Origin of the sequence: Streptomyces sp. NPDC015220, assembly GCF_043079345.1 — a bacterium.
Classification (GTDB): domain Bacteria; phylum Actinomycetota; class Actinomycetes; order Streptomycetales; family Streptomycetaceae; genus Streptomyces.
On record NZ_JBIBUK010000016.1, the window covers coordinates 172,236 to 188,712 of the forward strand.

The 16,477-nt window shown below is 73.7% G+C and carries 17 protein-coding genes; 9 read left to right on the forward strand and 8 right to left on the reverse strand.

The window, feature by feature from the left end:
• The first annotated feature begins 294 nt into the window (after positions 1–294).
• A complete protein-coding gene (locus ACF061_RS27470; protein WP_392269657.1) occupies positions 295–915 on the forward strand; it encodes an L-threonylcarbamoyladenylate synthase in 621 nt (206 codons plus the stop codon).
• A gap of 254 nt (positions 916–1,169) precedes the next feature.
• Positions 1,170–2,711 (forward strand): metallophosphoesterase family protein, encoded by a 1,542-nt coding sequence (locus ACF061_RS27475; protein ID WP_392269658.1) that lies wholly within the window; start codon positions 1,170–1,172, stop codon positions 2,709–2,711.
• Here the strand turns inward: ACF061_RS27475 and ACF061_RS27480 are convergent.
• A complete protein-coding gene (locus ACF061_RS27480) occupies positions 2,683–3,675 on the reverse strand; it encodes a TauD/TfdA dioxygenase family protein (protein ID WP_392269659.1) in 993 nt (330 codons plus the stop codon). The two genes, ACF061_RS27475 and ACF061_RS27480, sit on opposite strands and share 29 nt — an antisense overlap.
• Positions 3,676–3,878: 203 nt before the next feature.
• Between ACF061_RS27480 and ACF061_RS27485 the strand changes: the two genes are divergently transcribed.
• Entirely contained in the window at positions 3,879–4,493 is a 615-nt protein-coding gene (locus tag ACF061_RS27485; protein WP_392269660.1) for a DNA polymerase ligase N-terminal domain-containing protein, read from the forward strand.
• A gap of 144 nt (positions 4,494–4,637) precedes the next feature.
• On the opposite strand, the gene ACF061_RS27490 is transcribed toward ACF061_RS27485, so the two are convergent.
• Positions 4,638–5,018, reverse strand: coding sequence for a MauE/DoxX family redox-associated membrane protein (locus ACF061_RS27490; protein WP_392269661.1), 381 nt, complete (start codon positions 5,016–5,018; stop codon positions 4,638–4,640).
• Positions 5,019–5,146: 128 nt separating this feature from the next.
• Here ACF061_RS27490 and ACF061_RS27495 point away from each other — a divergent pair, with 128 nt between their 5' ends.
• Both ACF061_RS27495 and hemC read left to right on the forward strand, forming a co-directional pair.
• Positions 5,147–6,133 (forward strand): ATP-dependent DNA ligase, encoded by a 987-nt coding sequence (locus ACF061_RS27495; protein WP_392269662.1) that lies wholly within the window; start codon positions 5,147–5,149, stop codon positions 6,131–6,133.
• Between the two features lie 87 nt (positions 6,134–6,220).
• On the forward strand, positions 6,221–7,156 hold the full coding sequence (gene hemC / locus ACF061_RS27500) for a hydroxymethylbilane synthase (RefSeq protein WP_392269663.1): 936 nt from the start codon (positions 6,221–6,223) through the stop codon (positions 7,154–7,156).
• A gap of 174 nt (positions 7,157–7,330) precedes the next feature.
• Here hemC and ACF061_RS27505 read toward each other — a convergent pair whose 3' ends face one another.
• The 4 genes from ACF061_RS27505 to ACF061_RS27520 form a co-directional block, all read right to left on the reverse strand.
• A complete protein-coding gene (locus tag ACF061_RS27505; protein ID WP_392269664.1) occupies positions 7,331–7,861 on the reverse strand; it encodes a hypothetical protein in 531 nt (176 codons plus the stop codon).
• A gap of 243 nt (positions 7,862–8,104) precedes the next feature.
• Positions 8,105–8,965 (reverse strand): ABC transporter permease, encoded by an 861-nt coding sequence (locus ACF061_RS27510; protein ID WP_392269665.1) that lies wholly within the window; start codon positions 8,963–8,965, stop codon positions 8,105–8,107.
• On the reverse strand, positions 8,925–9,818 hold the full coding sequence (locus ACF061_RS27515; RefSeq protein ID WP_392269666.1) for an ABC transporter ATP-binding protein: 894 nt from the start codon (positions 9,816–9,818) through the stop codon (positions 8,925–8,927). Before ACF061_RS27515 ends, ACF061_RS27510 begins: the two co-directional genes overlap by 41 nt.
• Complete coding sequence (locus ACF061_RS27520) at positions 9,815–10,285, reverse strand: MarR family winged helix-turn-helix transcriptional regulator (protein ID WP_392269667.1); 471 nt, start codon at positions 10,283–10,285, stop codon at positions 9,815–9,817. The genes ACF061_RS27515 and ACF061_RS27520 overlap by 4 nt, the downstream gene beginning before the upstream one ends.
• A 376-nt stretch (positions 10,286–10,661) precedes the next feature.
• Here ACF061_RS27520 and ACF061_RS27525 point away from each other — a divergent pair, with 376 nt between their 5' ends.
• Entirely contained in the window at positions 10,662–11,453 is a 792-nt protein-coding gene (locus ACF061_RS27525; RefSeq protein ID WP_392269668.1) for a SigB/SigF/SigG family RNA polymerase sigma factor, read from the forward strand.
• 160 nt (positions 11,454–11,613) lie between these two features.
• Positions 11,614–12,417, forward strand: coding sequence for a VOC family protein (locus ACF061_RS27530; protein WP_392269669.1), 804 nt, complete (start codon positions 11,614–11,616; stop codon positions 12,415–12,417).
• Between the two features lie 59 nt (positions 12,418–12,476).
• Here ACF061_RS27530 and glgX read toward each other — a convergent pair whose 3' ends face one another.
• Positions 12,477–14,627 (reverse strand): glycogen debranching protein GlgX, encoded by a 2,151-nt coding sequence (gene glgX / locus ACF061_RS27535; RefSeq protein WP_392269670.1) that lies wholly within the window; start codon positions 14,625–14,627, stop codon positions 12,477–12,479.
• A complete protein-coding gene (locus tag ACF061_RS27540) occupies positions 14,624–15,136 on the reverse strand; it encodes a pep a2 (RefSeq protein ID WP_392269671.1) in 513 nt (170 codons plus the stop codon). Before ACF061_RS27540 ends, glgX begins: the two co-directional genes overlap by 4 nt.
• Before the next feature lie 324 nt (positions 15,137–15,460).
• On the opposite strand from ACF061_RS27540, the gene ACF061_RS27545 reads away from it, so the two are divergent.
• Both ACF061_RS27545 and ACF061_RS27550 read left to right on the forward strand, forming a co-directional pair.
• Complete coding sequence (locus ACF061_RS27545; RefSeq protein WP_392269672.1) at positions 15,461–15,796, forward strand: DUF5133 domain-containing protein; 336 nt, start codon at positions 15,461–15,463, stop codon at positions 15,794–15,796.
• Between the two features lie 81 nt (positions 15,797–15,877).
• Positions 15,878–16,477, forward strand: a 600-nt coding sequence (locus tag ACF061_RS27550) for a maltotransferase domain-containing protein (protein ID WP_392269673.1), incomplete at its 3' end; no start/stop codon positions are given.

Genomic DNA, 16,477 nt, shown 5'->3' on the forward strand with positions numbered 1-16,477 from the left:
CTCGCCGTCCTCCCCGGCCCGGCGGGCGAGGCCGGCGGCTTCGCCGACGGGTCACGGGGGGAGGTGAGCGGCCGGCGAAGCCGCGCGTCGGGGGCCGGGGGGACAGCTCCCGACGCTGCACAGCTCTGGTTCCCCGGGATCGGCCGGGTATGCCCGTCGAATCGTGACCGGTTTCGCGCGGGGGCCGTCGGCGCGCTCCCGGGCGGCGCGACCGGGGGTGCGCCCGGCACGCCGAGCGGAGGTCCGCTCGCAGCCTGCGCGGCGCGCGCCGGGTGCGCGGCATAGGCTCGGTGGATGGCGAAGTACTTCGACGTGCACCCGGACAACCCCCAGCCGCGCGCCCTCCGTCAGGTCGTGGAGGGCCTGCGCGAGGACGCGTTGATCGCGTATCCGACCGACTCCTGCTACGCCCTGGGCTGCCGGCTGGGCAGCCGGGACGGCATCGACCGGATCCGTGCGATCCGCCGCCTGGACGACCGGCACCACTTCACGCTGGTGTGCGAGGACTTCGCGCAGCTCGGCCAATTCGTGCGGATCGACAACGACGTGTTCCGCGCGATCAAGGCGTCCACGCCCGGCAGTTACACCTTCATCCTCCCGGCCACGCGGGAGGTGCCGCGCATGTTGCAGCATCCGAAGAAGAAGACGGTGGGGGTGCGCATCCCCGACCACGTGGTCGCCCGGGCGCTGGTTGCGGAACTCGGTGAACCGCTGCTGTCCAGCACCCTGCTGCTGCCCGACGAGGAGGAGCCGATGACGCAGGGCTGGGAGATCAAGGACCGGCTCGACCACGTGCTGGACGCGGTCGTCGACTCGGGTGACTGCGGCACCGAGCCCACCACGGTCGTCGACTTCTCCGGCGGGGAGGCCGAGATCGTGCGCCGGGGAGCGGGCGACACCTCGCGCTTCGAGTGAGGGACCGGTCCGGAGCCGGTTGCGCACCTCGCGGCGGGCGCCCGCCGTGAGATGCGCAACCGGCTCGGCGCACGGTTCCACGCGGGCGGCACGGACGCGTGGTACCGGGAGGCCGGCGAACGGCACCGGACGGCGCCGCCGGACCTTCCGCGGCGCGCCCTGTGAGGCCGCCTGGGCTCAGTAGCCGTACCACGCGGGGGAGTTGGCGCGACCCGCCTCGTGCGGGGGCCGACTGCGTTGTTACGGTGCACCGCGTGTCTGACTCCTCACGCGATACCGTCGAAGGCGCCGGCTGGAGCTCCGCCGAACGCGGCGCCTACCGGCAGCTCCTGCCCGGCCGGGTCGAGAAGCTGTCGTGGCTGAACCCCCGGACGCTGTGGGCCGCCCGCAACGGCGTGGCCGCGTCCTGGTTCGGGGACCCCACCGGCCGCACCCGCAGCCGCTGGGTGGCCCAGCGGGCGGCGGCCGGCGCCCCGGCCGACAAGGTGATCCGCCGCCCGGAGACGGACGACTTCTCCTTCATGGTCATCGGTGACCCCGGGGAGGGCGACGAGTCCCAGTACGCCGTCGTCCCCGGGTTCCTGAGAGCCGGTCGGGGCACGTCCTTCGCCGTGATAGCCAGTGACGTGATCTATCCGGTGGGCAGCACGGACGACTACGGCACCAAGTTCTTCCGTCCCTACCAGGACTACCCGGCGCCGGTCTACGCCGTGCCCGGCAACCACGACTGGTACGAGGACCTCGGCGGTTTCATGCGCGTCTTCTGCGACGACGCGCCGCCGCTGCCGCCGGAGCCCGCGCCCCGCCCGCTGAGCGGCGCCTGGTGGCGTGCGCTGCTGTGGCACCGGCCGCGGCCGGCCGACGAGCGGGCTCTGGCCGAGGCGCGGAAGCTGAGGTCGGCTCCGGAGCAACAGGCCGTCCAGCCGGGTCCGTACTGGGCGATCGACGCCGGGCCGGTGCGGATCGTCGGCATCGACACCGGACTGCTCGGCACGCTCGACGCCGAGCAGGGAGAGTGGCTGCGGGAGGTCTCCAAGGGGCCCCGCCCGAAGATCCTCGTGACCGGTTCCCCGCTGTACGTCGACGGCGAGCACCACCCCTGCGCCATCGAGGGCGGCGGCACCGTCGACGACGTCGTCCGCGACCCGGCCCACCACTACGTGGCGGCGATCGGCGGCGACATCCACAACTACCAGCGCTATCCGGTGGACGTGGGCGGACGCACCATCCAGTACGTCGTCTCCGGGGGCGGCGGCGCGTTCATGCACGCCACCCACACCATCCCGCGCGTGTCGGTCGCGAACGTCACGGAGAGCGACTTCCGCTGCTATCCGCTGCGCGGCGACTCACTCGCGTTCTACAGCGGCCTCTACGGCCGCCGGCTGCGGCTGCCCCGCTTCTTCGCGCTCACCGAGGCGGAGGCGATGGCAGTCGTCGCCGAACGGCTCGGCGTCCCGCCCGTGCGCGACCCCGGCGGTCCCGTCCGTGTCACCCGGCGCATGCGCCTGGTCGCGAGCCTGCTCGGGGCCGGCCGCCGTCCGGAACGCCGGCGCCGCCTCCGCCTCCCGGTGCGCAAGGTCTACACCCAGCTCTTCTCCCCCGGTTCGGCCACCTACAGCCCGCCGTTCTTCAAGTCGTTCCTGCGGCTGGACGTCACCGCCGAGGCGGTGCGGCTGCGCTGCTTCGCGGCCACGGGGAACCGGGCACAGGAGGTCGAGCCGCCGGTCGAGGACGAGGTGACCATTCCCCTCGCCCGACCGGCGGGTGTCACCAGCGGTCCGGCGCGCTGCCCGTGATCGGGGTGGACGGCCTGCCGTCCACCCCGGCCGGCACCTCGCCGCGGAGCATCACCCGGTGCATGACCCGCGGGAAGCCGAGGTGGGCGCTGTCGCCGGGAGCCAGGTGAATGGTGGCCCGGTTGTCCCAGAAGGCCACGCTGCCGGGCTCCCAGCGGAACCGGACCGTGTACTCGGGCCGGACGGCCTGCTCCAGCAGCATCTCCAGGATCGCCGCGCTCTCGGCGCGGGAGACTCCCTCGATCCGCTCGACGTAGTAGCCGTTGACGAACAGCACCCGCTCCCCCGTCTCGGGGTGGACGCGCACCAGCGGGTGCACGGTGGCGATCTGATGGTCCAGCAGGTGACGGACGTAGGCGTCGTCGCCGGGGCGCGGCTGGTAGCCGACGCCGAGCCGGTGCTCGGCGCGCAGGGCGTCGACGAAGGCGCGCACCGGGGCCGACAGCCCGGCGTAGGCGGCGGCCAGGTTGGACCAGGTGGTGTCGCCGCCGTACGGCGGAACGGCCTCGGCGCGCAGGATCGTCGCGGCGGGCGGGTCGACGCGGGCGCCGTGGTCGCAGTGCCAGCCGCGCAGCAGTGTGTGCCTGCGGCGCCGCAGCCACTCCTCGTGGTCCATGCCGAACCGGCCGCCCAGTTCCAGCCGGTCGGCGGTGGTCTCCACCTCCGGGACGTCCCGCGGCGACGCGCCGCCCCGCCGCCTCGGGACCACGGGTGTGCCGAAACGGCGCGCGAAGGCGACGTGCCGCTCGTGGTCCAGCCGTTGCCCGCGGAAGAACACCACCTTCCAGCGCAGCACCGCCGCGCGGATCTCCGCCACCACGGCGTCGTCCAGTTCCCCGGCCAGATCCACTCCGTCGATCTCCGCTCCGATGTGCCCGGCGACGGGCCTCACCTCGATCCCGCCGGCCGGCCGGTCGTCTCCCGCCGTCGATCCCGCTCCTCGGCGTCCCGTGCCCGTCGTCATCCGCGCTCCGATGGTCGTCGCTTCGGTGGTCCGCTGCGTCGTGCGTGACTTCCAAAGGGATCGTGGCAGCGATTCACGTCCGGGGCGACAGCGCCCCCGTCGCCGCCGTGCCGGCGGGCCTCTCCCCGCGCCCCGTCCGCGTCGGCCCCCGTCCCCGGGGTACCCGGGCGCGAAGCACGCGCGGCGACGGAAGGAGGCCCGCGGTGGGCGCGGAGGACCGGCTGCGGGAGTACCGCGGCAAGCGCGACTTCGGACGGACCCGGGAGCCGTCGGGGCGGCGGGCCCCGGCCGGCGCCGGGCCCCGGTTCGTGGTGCAGATCCACGACGCGCGCAGGATGCACTTCGACTTCCGGCTCCAGGTCGACGACGTGCTGAAGTCCTGGTCGGTGCCCAAGGGTCCGTCGGACGACCCGCACGACAAGCGGCTCGCGGTGCCCACCGAGGACCATCCGCTGGAGTACGAGCACTTCGAGGGGGTGATCCCGGCGGGCGAGTACGGCGGCGGCACGGTGATCGTCTGGGACCGGGGCACCTACGAACCGCTGAGCCACGACCGCGGGGGGCGGCCCGTCGCCTTCGCCGAGTCGCTGGAGCGCGGGCACGCGACGTTCCGGCTGCACGGGTCGAAACTGCACGGCGAGTACGCCCTCACCCGCTTCCGGGGCGGCCGGGGCGACGACGCGGAGGAGGCCTGGCTGCTCGTGCGCAAGGGGCCGGGCCGGACGGGCGGGCACGGCACCCCCGACCCGCGCCGGGCCCGCTCGGTGCGCACCGGCCGGACCCTCGCCCAGGTCGCCGCGGAGGGCGGCGAGGAGTGAACCCGCCGGGGGCTCTCCGCCGCCTCTGAGCCGGGCGGAGAGCCCCCGGCGGACGAGCGGCCGCCGCCCGCACCGGATCGTCCTGCCCGTCCCGTCCGACCCGGCGCACTCCCCCGTGGGCGTCCGCGGCCCCTCACCGGGCCGTCACGACCCGCTCTTCGCGCTCCTGGCGACGCCGCGGGCCCACAGCACCAGGGGCACCTGAAGGGGCAGCCGGCCGAGGGCCGCCGCCTTCTGCGGGGCGGGGCGGTCGCGCCAGTCCACCGCCATCTTCACGTTGGCCGGGAAGACACCGGCGAAGAAGGCGGCCGTCGCCAGCGCGGCCGCCTTGCGGGTGCGGGGCAGGGCGACGCCCGCGGCCAGCGCGAGTTCGGCGGCGCCGCTCGCGTAGGTCCAGGTGCGGGGGGAGCCCGGCAGGGCGCGCGGGACGATCGCGTCGAACTGCCGGGGTGATGCGAAGTGGGCGACGCCCGCCGCGGCCAGCAGGCCGGCGAGCAGCAGGGACGAGCGTTCGGACCGGGACACGGTTCCTCCTCCGATGATCTGCGGCGCGAAATCCTACTGGACGGTAGGTACGGCCGGGGCGGCATCCGTTCGGAGGAAAACGGTCCGGCGCGGGCTTGGCCGCGGGACGGTGCGTCGAGACCTCAGCCGTGACCCTGCCGCTCATCCCGCCCATGCTCGCCACGCCCGGCGCCCTGCCGCCGGCCGCGCAGGACGCGCGCTGGGCGTACGAGACGAAGCAGGACGGCCAGCGGGTGGTGGCCTATCTGGCGGGCGACGGCTCCGTGCTGCTGCGGGCCCGTTCGGGCGAGGACATCACGGCCGCCTATCCGGAGCTGGGGCCGCTCGGCCCGGTCCTCGGCGCCACGCCCGCCGTCCTGGACGGCGAGATCCTGGCCCTGGACGCCGAGGGCCGGGCGAGTTTCCAGCTCCTCCAGGGCCGGATGGGCCTGGCGCACTCCCCCGCGCTCGCCGCCCGGCGGGCGGCGCGGGTCCCCGTCCACGTCGTGCTGTTCGACGTGCTGCACCTCGGGACGGACTCACTGCTCGCGCTGCCCTACGTCCGTCGCCGGGAGCGGCTGGAGGCGCTCGGTCTCGACGGGCCGTACTGGTCGACGCCGCGGGCCATCGTGGGCCACGGCGCTAAGGCCCTGGCCGCCACCCGCGAGCACGGCCTGGAGGGCCTGGTCTGCAAGCGGCTGGACTCGGTGTACGAGCCGGGGGTGCGGTCCCGGGCCTGGATCAAGATCCGCAACATGGTCAGCGAGGACGTCGTCGTCGGCGGCTGGCTGCCCGGCAGAGGCCGGCTGACCGGGCTGCCGGGCGCCGTGCTGGTGGGCCAGTACGGGGGTGGACGGCTGCGCTGTGTCGGAAGCGTCGGCACCGGCTGGAGCGAGGCCGAGCGCTCCGAGCTCGCCGGGCTGCTCGCGGCCCTGGCGACCGACGTGTGCCCGTTCGACCCCGTACCGGCGGCGCGCGGGGCCCACTGGGTGCTGCCCCGGCTGGTCGGCGAGGTGCGCTACAGCGTCCGCACCCGGGCGGGCATGCTGCGCCAGCCGTCGTGGCTGCGGCTGCGCCCGGACCTCGCTCCCGAGGAGTCGGCGGCACGACTGCCCGACGACGACACGCCGGTGTGAGCGCCGGCCGGGCACGGGGTGTGGCGGAGTCCGCGCGGTACGGGTGTGCGTCGCCGGGGCCGTCGGCGAAGGTCTATCGTGTCCCGCATGCCGGTGCCCGAACTGATCCGTATCGTCTCCCGTGACTCGCCCATGGCGCTCGCCCAGGTGGAGCGGGTCCGCGCCGAGCTGGCCGCCCTGCATCCCGGTGTGCGCACCGAGGTGGTCCCGGTGAAGACCACCGGCGACAAGTGGCTGGGCGACCTGTCGAAGGTCGAGGGCAAGGGGGCGTTCACCAAGGAGGTGGACGCCGCGCTGCTGGCCGGTGAGGCGGATCTCGCCGTGCACTGCCTGAAGGACGTGCCCGCCGACCGGCCGCTGCCCGCGGGCACCACCTTCGCCGCGTTGCTCAAGCGGGACGACATCCGCGACGCGCTCGTCCACCCCGGCGGACTCACCCTCGACGAGCTTCCGGCGGGCACCCGGATCGGCACCTCCGCGGTGCGCCGGATCGCCCAGCTCGCCGCGACCCACCCGCACCTGACCTGCGTGCCGTTCCGCGGCAACGCCAACCGGCGGCTGGAGAAACTGGCGGCCGGCGAGGCGGACGCGCTGCTGCTGGCCGCGTCCGGTCTGGAGCGCATCGGGCGGCAGGACGTGATCAGCGAGGTGCTGTCCACCGACACGATGATGCCGCCCATCGGCGCGGGCATCCTCGCCCTGCAGTGCCGCGAGGGCGACGACGATCTCATCGAGGCGGTCAGCGCTCTCGGCGACGGCGACACCCATCGCGCGGCCGACGCGGAGCGCATGTTCCTGCACGTCCTCCAGGGACACTGCAACAGCCCGATCGCCGGGTACGCGCAGGTCGACCGGAGCGGGGAGCTGTCCCTGCGGGCGTGCGTGTTCACCCCCGACGGCAAGGTCCGGCTGAACGCCCACGAGTGGGCCGGCCGCCTGGACGCCGCGACGCTCGGCACGTCGGTCGCCGTGGCCCTGCTGCGCCAGGGCGCCCGCGAGATCATCGACGGCATCCCGCACTGAGCCACGGCCACGCGCCGTCGCGGTAGGCCCGGCCCCGTCGTCCGGGCCATCACCCGGTCGGCCGAGCACCCGCGGAGCGGCCTGCCCCGCCACCGGGAGAACGGGCCGTGCGGCAAAGGCGTGTCAGCCGGGGCCGCGGGGTGCCACCGCCGCGTCCGGGCGGCGCGGGCCGTATCAGCCGGCGGCGCCCGGTCCGGCCTGGTCGCGCAGGAAGTTGCTGATCTGGTGCGCCAGCCCGCCCTGGGCACCGCAGCAGGAGGCGCCCGCGCCGACGGACCCCTCGTGCACACCGATACCGCCGGACCACAGCCGGCGGCCGGTCCACTCGTCGTCGACGCGGAGCTGGACCTGGACGTCGACCTGGGAGAGGGAGGCCTCCGGGGCCGCCGCGTACAGCACGGCCGTGGCCCGGCGCAGCGGATGGACGTCGTAGCCCTCGATGAACTGCGAGTTGCGCCAGTCGACGAAGGCGCCCTCGCCGTCCGGGCCGATCCGCACGTCGATCTGGCCGTCCTCGAGGTGGATGCCGAAGGGCCCCGAGCCTCGGTTCTCGACGGTGACCCGGAGGCGGAAGTACGTCAGCCCTTCGGCGGCGTCGTCGCGTCCGCGCGGCGGCTCCGCCTGCTCCAGACGGTGGACGCGGACACGCAGGCCGGCATGCTCGTCGTACTCGTGCCAGTCCCCGACCACGTTCGGCTCGTACACAATGCAACCTCTCGACTTCAGAGCTGCTTCCTATCTGTGTGCCGAGCGCACTGTCAAATGCACGGAATGCGCCGTGTCCTGGGAATTCTGCTCCTTTGATCGATGATCAAGCCCTGCGCTGGAACTATCCGCGATCCGGGCCTTTCGGCGCCCCTCTCGGGCGTGCCGCACATCACGTCGGGCGCCGCCCGCGACAGGGCGGCCGACCCGTCACGCCGGCGGGCCGGCGGGCGGCCGCCCGGGTCACCGGGCCAGCCGGCCCAGCAGACCGGAGGCGGCCGTGACACCGAGCGCCGCCGCCACCGCCAGCACCGCGAAATCGGCGGCGAGGTGCGCCGGGGTGCCGAGCAGCAGGCCGCGCAGGGCGTCGACCTGGTAGCTGAGCGGGTTGACCCTGCTGACGGCCTGGAGCCAGCCGGGCATCACGGCAACGGGATACAGGGCGTTGGAGCCGAAGAACAGCGGCATCGTGACCGCCTGGCCGATGCCCATCAGCCGGTCGCGGCTGAGCACGATGCCGGCGATGGTCATGGACAGGCAGGAGAAGAACGCGGAGCCGAGGATCACCGCGGCGGCGACGCCGAGCAGCCGCAGCGGGTTCCAGGTCAGCGCCACGCCGAGCAGGGCGGCGATGAGGACGACCACGACGGCCTGGATCAGCGACTTCACTCCGGCCGCGAACGCCTTCCCGGTGACCAGGGCCGAGCGCGGGGTCGGGGTGACCAGCAGCTTGTCGAGGACGCCTGCGTCCCGCTCCCAGATGATCTGGATGCCGTAGAAGATGGCGATGAACATGGCGGACTGGGCGATGACGCCGGGGGCCATGAAGTCGATGTACGGCGTGCCGCCGGTGGGGATCGCCCGGATGCGGGTGAACGTCTGACCGAAGATCAGCAGCCACAGGGCGGGCTGGACGGCCCGGGTGTAGAGCTCGGTGCGGTCGTGGCGCAGCTTCTGCAGTTCGACCGCGCACATGGCGACGACCCGGGCGGGCGGCAACCGCCAGCCGGCGCGGGGCCGCGGCGGCTGCACCAGGAGGCCGATGCCGCCCGCGAGGCCGGGGTCAGCCGACCCGGTGGGCGGTGCGGCGGGTGCTTCGGACATCGCGGAAATCTCCTGACGTGCTCTCCAGGCCGCTGCCGGCCACGTCACGGAAGACGTCCTCCAGCGTGGGGGGCGTCTGCGCGTCGGGGCCGCCCCGGGCACGGCGCCGTTCGCCGAGTCCCCGGCGCAGCTCGGCCGGGGTGCCGAGGGCCCGGATGCGGCCTCGGTGCATCAGGCCGACCCGGTCGCAGTACTGGTCGGCCTCGTCCATGTAGTGGGTGGTGACGAGCACCGTCATCCCGGTGGCGGTGCGTACGGCGTTGATGTGCTCCCACACGCCGGTGCGGGCGATCGGGTCCAGGCCGATCGTCGGCTCGTCGAGGATCAGCAGGCGGGGCGCGCTGACCAGGGCCTGAGCCAGTTCCAGGCGGCGGATCATGCCGCCGGAGTACGTCTTCGCCAGCCGGTCGGCGGCCTCCGTGAGGTCGACCGCGGCCAGTGCCTGGGCGACCCGGGCGGCCCGTTCGCGGCGCGGGACGTCGAAGACGCGGGCGAACAGCGTGACGTTCTCCCGGCCGGTGAGGGCGGCGTCGGCGGACAGCTGCTGGGGCACGTAGCCCAGCAGGCGGCGTACCGCCATCCGGTCGTCGGCCGGGTCGTGGCCGAAGACCCGGACCATGCCCGAGGGGACCGGCAGGAGGGTGGTGACACAGCGGATCGCCGTGGTCTTCCCGGCGCCGTTGGGACCGAGCAGCCCGAACACCTCGCCCTGTCGCACGGACAGGTCGAGGCCGTCGACGGCCTTCGTCCCGCCGAAGGAGTACGCGAGCCCGGTGCAGGTGACGGCGGAGCGAGCCGGGTCGGCGGTGCCGGGGGCCGGGCCGGCGGTGGTCTCGGCGGGATCCGGGGTCATGGTCTGTCGGCCTCCTCGTGCAGGTTCTCGGCGAGCCTGCGCAGGGCGGGGACCGCCGCGCGCAGGGCGTCCCGGTCGGCCCGGCCGAGCCGGTCCAGCTGACGCCGGACGAGGGCCGCGCGCCGCTCGCGCCAGTCGCGCAGTCGCGCCCCGGCCGCCTCGGTGAGCAGCAGGCGGGCGGCCCGCCGGTCCGCCGGGTCCGTCTCCCGGACCAGCTGGCCGTCCCGGACCAGCTGGTTGACCAGTGTCGAGACGGAGTTGCCCGCGAGACGCAGTTCCCTGGCGGCCTCGGAGACGCCGATGCCGGGCCGGGACTCCACCAGGCGCAGCAGTTCCACCTCGGCGCCGCGCAGCCGCCCCACGGTGAGGCCGGCGCGCAGCCTGCGGCGGATCAGCCGCTGCACGCCGACGAGTGCGTCGGCCAGCTCCTCGGCATGGGTCTCGTCCGTCCCGGTCTCCGGCTCCACGCTCCGAAGGTACCTCTGTAGCAGAGGTATCCATTCCAAGAGCAGGTCAAGAACTCCCGCACGGAAGGCCGGCCGGGCCCGGCGAAGCACGCCCGGGCCCGGCCTGTCCCGGCGATCGAAATGCACGGCATTTACCGCGCGGTGGCAATTCATCGACCACTGGCCGACAATTGAGATTCATGCGGTCTCGAACCGTCACCGCGTTACCGGAATTTTTTTCAGATCGCCGACTTCGGGATTCCGCAATCAAGTGCTTCGGACCGGAGGCACGTCCGTGGGAGCCGGCGCGCCGGGGCCCCGACGTATCCCCCCGAGGGCCCGTGCCCGCCTCCCGTGGTGTCCGCCCATGCAGCACCTGCTGAGGGAGGCGCAGCGTATGCGTACCACCGGCAGAACCAAGGCCCACCCGCACGACGACGCCCCCGACACCGCGGCGGCGTTCGAGCGGCTCGCGGCACTGTCCGACGGTCCCGAGCGCAAGGCGCTCAGGGACGAGCTGGTCCAGGTGTGGCTGCCCATGGCCGAGCGGATCGCGGTCCGCTTCCGCGGGCGCGGCGAGGCCCTGGAGGACCTGTACCAGGTCGCGGCGCTCGGTCTGGTCAAGGCCGTCGACCACTACGATCCGGCGCGCGGCTACGCCTTCGAGGCGTACGCGGTGCCGACCGTGACCGGCGAGATCAAGCGGCACTTCCGGGACCACATGTGGACGCTGCACGTGCCGCGCCGGGTCCAGGACCTGCGCAACCGGGTGCGGCGGGCCGCGAAGGAGCTGGCCCAGACGACGCCGGGCCGGCCGCCGACCGTCGCCGAGATAGCCGAGTACACGCAGCTGAGCGTGAGCGACGTCCGCACCGGCATGGAGGCCCTGGACTGCTTCGCCGCGCTGTCGCTGGAGGCCGAGGTCCCCGGCACCGACGGTTACGCGCTCGGCGACGGCCTGGGCGAGGCCGATCCGCGCTACGACCTCGTGGTGGACCGGGTGGCGGTCAGGCCCTGCCTGGAGGCGCTGCCGGAACGCGAGCGCATGATCCTCTACCTTCGCTTCTTCCGCGGGATGACGCAGAGCCGGATCGCGCAGCAGCTCGGCATCTCGCAGATGCACGTCTCGCGGCTGCTCAGCGGCTGCTTCGCCCAGCTCCGCGAGGAGCTGCTCGCCGAGACGGGCTGACCCGGCCGGGCCGGCCCGCGCCGGACCCGGCCTGGAGCCGGCGCGGGCCGGTCGCCGTTTCGGGGGCATCCGGAGGGTACTCGGCAGGCGCCCTCGGGGGTTCCGGCCGGACACTGATGTGAGGCCGGTGACCGCCGGCCGACGAGACCAGGACGTGCCAATGAACCACGACACGAGACCCTCCCCGCCTACGACCGCCGGCCCTTCCACGCGCACGGTGTGCGGGGCGCCCTGCTGGGTCAGCCTGACCAGCCGCGACCTTCAGGCCACGGAGGAGTTCTACCGGGCCGTGCTGGGCTGGGAGTGGCGCTCGGCCAAGCTCGGCGACCGCTTCCGCATCGCGCTCGTCGACGGCGCGCCGGTCGCGGGGATCGCGGCGGTGGCCTCCATGTGGCAGATGGCTGTGGCCTGGACGCCGTACTTCGCCGTGCCGAGCGCCGACGACGCCGTCTCCCGGGTGCAGGAGCGCGGCGGCACCGCGGCGGTCGGTCCCATCTCGCTGCCGCCCGGCCGGGCCGCCCTGCTGGCCGACCGGGACGGCGCCACCTTCGGCATCTGGGAGGGCGAGCTCTTCACCGACTGGGAGACCTGGCGCAAGGCGGCGCCGGCCTTCATCCGGCTGCACACCCGCGACGCCTTCGACGCCGCCATCTTCTACGGCGAGGTCCTGGACTGGGCCTCGGAGCGGCCGGGCTGCGTCGAGGTGCGCTACGAGGGCGACGAGGTCGTGCTGCGCAGCCACGGCGAGATCGTGGCGCGCATCGAGTCGGGGGCGCTGGGGGCGGCGCCGGACCCCACGATCCGGCCGCACTGGCAGATCCACTTCCGGGTCGCCGACGTCGCCGCCTGCTGCCGGGCGGCCGAGCGCCACGGCGGCAGCGTGCTGCGGGAGGGTTCCGAGGAGGCGGTACTGCGCGACGCCGACGGGGCGCAGTTCACGGTGACGTCCCGCAGCGAAGCCTGAACCCGGCGAGCGAAGCCTGGAGCCCCGGGCCCGCTGACCCTCCGGCCGTCCTCCTGTCGTCACCCGGCCGTTCTCGGCGGACGGGAGAGGAGGACCAGGCTGCGGGGCTCCAGGCGGAGGTCGCCGCGGGGCTTGTGTTCCGACTCGCCCGGGGGGCCCTGCGGTTCGGCGGTGTCCAGGACGGTCGTCCAGCGGTCGCCGTAGGCGGGGCCGGGCAGCCGGAAGCCGACCGGTTCCCAGTAGCCGTTGAGCAGCAGCAGGAACGAGTCGTCGACCACGGGCCGGCCCCGCGGGTCGGGCTCCGCGATCGCGTCGCCGTTGAGGAAGACCATCAACGAGTGCGCGTCGGAGCGCCGCCAGTCCTCCTCGGCCATCTCGTGGCCGTCCGGCAGCAGCCACACCAGGTCGGGCAGCGGCTGGTCGTCACGGGTCGCCGTCTCGCCCCGGAAGAAGCGGCGGCGGCGCAGCACGGGGTGGGCGGTGCGCAGTCCGATGACGTACCGGGTGAAGTCCGTGAGTTCCCGCTGCTCGTCGGTGAGCCGCCAGTCGATCCAGGAGACCTCGTTGTCCTGGCAGTAGGCGTTGTTGTTGCCGCGCTGGGTGCGGCCGAGTTCGTCGCCGTGACAGATCATCGGGATGCCCTGGGAGAGCAGCAGCGTGGCGAGGAAGTTGCGCTGCTGGCGGGCGCGCAGCGCCAGGACGGCGGGGTCCCTGGTGTCCCCCTCGGCGCCGCAGTTCCAGGACCGGTTGTCGTTCTCGCCGTCCCGGTCGCCCTCGCCGTTGGCCTCGTTGTGCTTGTCGTTGTACGAGACCAGGTCGCGCAGGGTGAAACCGTCGTGCGCGGTCACGAAGTTGACGCTGGCGCGCGGGCGGCGCCGGTTGTGGGCGTAGAGGTCGGCGGAGCCGGTCAGCCGGGAGGCGAAGTCGCCCAGCGTGTGCTCCTCGCCGCGCCAGAAGTCCCGTACCGCGTCCCGGTACAGGCCGTTCCACTCCGACCACAGCGGCGGGAAGTTGCCCACCTGGTAGCCGCCCTCGCCGACGTCCCAGGGCTCGGCGATCAGCTTGACCCTGCTGATCACCGGGTCCTGCTGGATCAGGTCGAAGAACGCCGACAGCCGGTCCACCTCGTGGAACTGCCGGGCCAGGGTGGCCGCGAGGTCGAAGCGGAAGCCGTCGACGTGCATCTCGGTGACCCAGTAGCGCAGCGAGTCCATGATCAGCTGCAGCACGTAGGGGTGCCGCATCAGCAGGCTGTTGCCGGTTCCGGTGGTGTCGTAGTAGTGCGCCCAGTCGCCGTCCACGAGCCGGTAGTACGAGGAGTTGTCGATCCCCCGGAAGGACAGCGTCGGGCCCTTCTGGTTGCCCTCGGCGGTGTGGTTGTAGACCACGTCGAGGATCACCTCGAGGCCGGCCGCGTGCAGCGCCTTGACCATCGTCTTGAACTCGGCGACCTGCTGACCGCGCGTGCCGCGGGCGGCGTACTCGTTGTGCGGTGCGAAGAAGCCGATGGTGTTGTAGCCCCAGTAGTTGGTGAGGCCCCGGCCCTGGAGCACCCCGTCGTGCACGAACTGGTGCACCGGCATCAGCTCGACGGCCGTCACGCCCAGCGAGGTCAGGTGCTCGATCACCGCGGGGTGGGCCAGCCCTGCGTAGGTGCCGCGCAGTTCGGGCGGGACGTCGGGGTGGGTGCGGGTCATGCCGCGCACGTGCGCCTCGTAGATCACGCTGTCGGAGTAGGCCCGCCGCGGCGGCCGGTCGTCGCCCCAGTCGAAGGCCGGGTCGGTGACCACGCCGAGCACGGTGTGCCCGGCGCTGTCCGCGGGGTCCGGACCGTGCGGGGCGCGTTCGTAGAGCGAGGCGTGGTCCACGACACGGCCGTCGACCGCCCTGGCGTAGGGGTCCAGGAGCAGCTTCCTCGGGTTGCAGCGGTGGCCGGCGGCCGGGTGCCAGGGGCCGTGCACCCGGTAGCCGTAGCGCTGGCCCGGCCCGACACCGGGCAGGTAGCCGTGCCACACGAAGCCGTCGGCCTCGGTCAGCGCCACCCGGCGGTGGGCGCCCGCGTCGTCGACGAGGACGACTTCGACATGGTCGGCGACCTCGCTGAACAGCGCGAAGTTGGTGCCCTTCCCGTCGTACGCGGCGCCCAGCGGGTAGGGGTACCCGCTCCACACGGGAACGGGCACTCCCCTGCGGCGTGAGCGCCCTGTCACCGGGCCCCCTCCAGGACGGCGTGCGCCCCGCCGGCCGGCGAGGCCAGCGCCGTGACCGGCAGCTCGCGGGGCGTCCGCAGGCCCTCGGTGAGGGTGGGGGCCGGAGCCTTCGGGACCAGCGGGACGCGCACCCCGGCGCGGGCGCGCTGCGAGAACCAGATGACCTTGTGGCCGGTCGCCGAGGCGCAGCAGCCCCAGCCGTCGCTCGTCGCCGCGATGCGGGCCAGACAGCTCCGCAGGTCCTGGTCGGGGCGCAGGTCGTGGTTGTTCTCCGCGACCGCGGTGATGAGGTGCTGGCCGGTCCACCACATCTCGATGGATGTGCGCTTGTCCCTCGCGTGCTCGTCGATGGCCTTGAGCAGCATCTCGGCGCCGTCGCACACGGGTTCGACGAGATCCTCCAGATCCCAGAACCGAAGGTGCGCGGCCAGGATGCGCCTGACCCGTCCGACCCGTTCCGGGCTGACTTCCACGTCGAGGTGGTAGTAGCAGGGCACTGCGGTCTTCATCGTCGTTGGCTCCTCACCGGCGAGGCCCGCGCCCCGTTCAGCCCCTGCGGGCGAATCCCCGAGCACGAAGCGTGAGCATGTGTTGCCTCTGAGTCGGATCCACACTGCGGCCACTACGCCATTCGTGCAACACGAGCGACGCCGACCGGGGCGAACGAGGGCCGGGGCTGGTTGAAGCACCAACAGGACGGTGAGTCGTTGAACGTGCACCATGAGTGAAAGTCTCGAGCGCCGTGAACGGGGCCCGTGCCTCCGCGTGCGCGGTCTCGCCCCGACCGTCGGGGAAACGTGCCCATCGAGCGCTTCCGAAAGGTGAACGGCGCCATGCTGCTACCCGCCAAGACCGAAGTCGCCCGGCATCTGCGGCGCTACCGGGCGTGGGAACGCGCGATGCTCGCGTCTCCAGAGGACCGCAGGGTGCGTGCCACGTTCGAGGACGCGGGCTACACCCTGTGCGTGCTGATGGGCAAGCGCTGCGCCCGGGAGGCCGCGGACGCCGCGGAGCGCTACCTGCGCACCAGCCTGGTCGCCTACCTGCGGGAACAGAACGCCCCCCGGCCGCACGTGGGCGCCGTCGCGGGCCGGGGGCGGCGCAGGGCGAAGAAGACACGGGCCCAGGACGCCCGCTCCGGGGACACGCGTTCCCCCGCCGGGACGTAGGGCCCACGCCCTCCCGGCAGCAGCAGGATCCGGTTACCGGCCGGGCGTGAGCCCGGCCGCAAGCACGGTGGAGGTGACACCATGAGTTCGACCCCGAGTCCGACCCCGGTCATCGGCCGCATTCCGGTGCGGGACGTCCGCCCGGCCGTGGAGTACGGCCGGCGCCCGGCCAAGGCGGTGCCGGGCGAGCCGTTCCAGGTCACCGCCACCGTGTTCCGCGAGGGCCACGACGCGGTGGCGGCCGCTGTCGTGCTGACGGACCCTCAGGGCCGCACCGGCCCCTGGACGCCGATGCGCGAACCGGTGCCCGGCACCGACCGCTGGGGCGCCGAGGTGACGCCGGGTTCGCCCGGGCGCTGGACCTACCACGTGGAGGCCTGGAGCGACCCCGTCGCCACCTGGCGCCGCACGGCCCGCGTCAAGATCCCGGCGGGGATCGACGCCGGGCTGGTGCTGGAGGAGGGCGCCGAGCTGCACACCAGGGCGGCGGCCGGGGCGCCCGAACCGGAACGCGGGACCCTGCTCCGCGCCGTCCGGGTGCTGGAGGACGACTCGCTGCCGGTGATGACGCGGCTGGCGGCGGTGCTGACGCCGGAGGTGGACGCGGTGCTCGCGCGGTACCCGCTGCGGGAGCTGGTCACCGCGAGCGAACCGCTGCCGCTCCAGGTCGAACGCGAGCGG

Coding starts and splice junctions, on each gene's coding strand:
- ACF061_RS27515 (WP_392269666.1), bottom strand. CDS start 9,818: ATGACCCCGGATCCCGCCGAGACCACCGCCGGCCCGGCCCCCGGCACC.
- ACF061_RS27545 (WP_392269672.1), top strand. CDS start 15,461: ATGCTGCTACCCGCCAAGACCGAAGTCGCCCGGCATCTGCGGCGCTAC.
- ACF061_RS27480 (WP_392269659.1), bottom strand. CDS start 3,675: ATGACGACGGGCACGGGACGCCGAGGAGCGGGATCGACGGCGGGAGAC.
- ACF061_RS27510 (WP_392269665.1), bottom strand. CDS start 8,965: ATGTCCGAAGCACCCGCCGCACCGCCCACCGGGTCGGCTGACCCCGGC.
- ACF061_RS27530 (WP_392269669.1), top strand. CDS start 11,614: ATGAACCACGACACGAGACCCTCCCCGCCTACGACCGCCGGCCCTTCC.
- ACF061_RS27470 (WP_392269657.1), top strand. CDS start 295: ATGGCGAAGTACTTCGACGTGCACCCGGACAACCCCCAGCCGCGCGCC.
- hemC (WP_392269663.1), top strand. CDS start 6,221: ATGCCGGTGCCCGAACTGATCCGTATCGTCTCCCGTGACTCGCCCATG.
- ACF061_RS27540 (WP_392269671.1), bottom strand. CDS start 15,136: ATGAAGACCGCAGTGCCCTGCTACTACCACCTCGACGTGGAAGTCAGC.
- ACF061_RS27525 (WP_392269668.1), top strand. CDS start 10,662: ATGCGTACCACCGGCAGAACCAAGGCCCACCCGCACGACGACGCCCCC.